The 626-nt window shown below is 48.6% G+C and carries 1 protein-coding gene; it reads right to left on the bottom strand.

The window, feature by feature from the left end:
• Positions 1-200: 200 nt before the first annotated feature.
• Positions 201-626 (bottom strand): integrase core domain-containing protein (locus PsW64_RS28285; RefSeq protein ID WP_446737474.1); only part of this gene is annotated, 426 nt, incomplete at its 5' end.

Raw genomic sequence — 626 nt, 5'->3', positions numbered from 1 at the left:
AATGTGTCAACCATCTCTCCGAACACCTGTCACCTATGTCTCCGGTATGTACACGAAGACCCGGGACCCATACCCCCAGTATTAGAGATTGGCCAAACGCGTTGGTGAAAAAGCAAGGCAATGGGTTATGGATCCCGGCTCAAAGTGTTTGTCCCGGAGAGATGGTTGACGTTTGTTCGGGGACATGGGTGACGGTCATGTTATGATGTTAAGTCGATTTTTGCGACTGTGTTTGCTGCAAAACATACGTTGAAGATCTCAGGTTTGTCTGAGGGACGTATGGCGAGAGTGTAGCCGCGGAAGCATTTAGGGACATACCAGAGCCTTCCGTTAAAGCTGATTTCCGCTCTTGTTCTGGGTACCTTTCGGACCATTGTTCCTTTGGGATAGCTGATATCTGGAAGGTGTTTGGGAAAGATATGCTGTGAGATTGTATAGCGGCTGATAGGTGGCGCTAATCCAAGTGCTTCATGCGGGCGATGGAAATTATAAATCCGCCTCCATTGATCAAAGGCCGATTGCATAGTGTGGTGACTGCGAAATGTTCTGTATGCCAGAACCTCCTCTTTCAGGGTTCGGTTAAACCGCTCATTCTTGCCTTTGGTTTGAGGATGGAAAGGTCTGGC

It is taken from the genome of Pseudovibrio sp. W64 (assembly GCF_001623145.1).
Taxonomy (GTDB): domain Bacteria; phylum Pseudomonadota; class Alphaproteobacteria; order Rhizobiales; family Stappiaceae; genus Pseudovibrio.
This window is presented reverse-complemented; position numbering and strand designations above follow the sequence as displayed.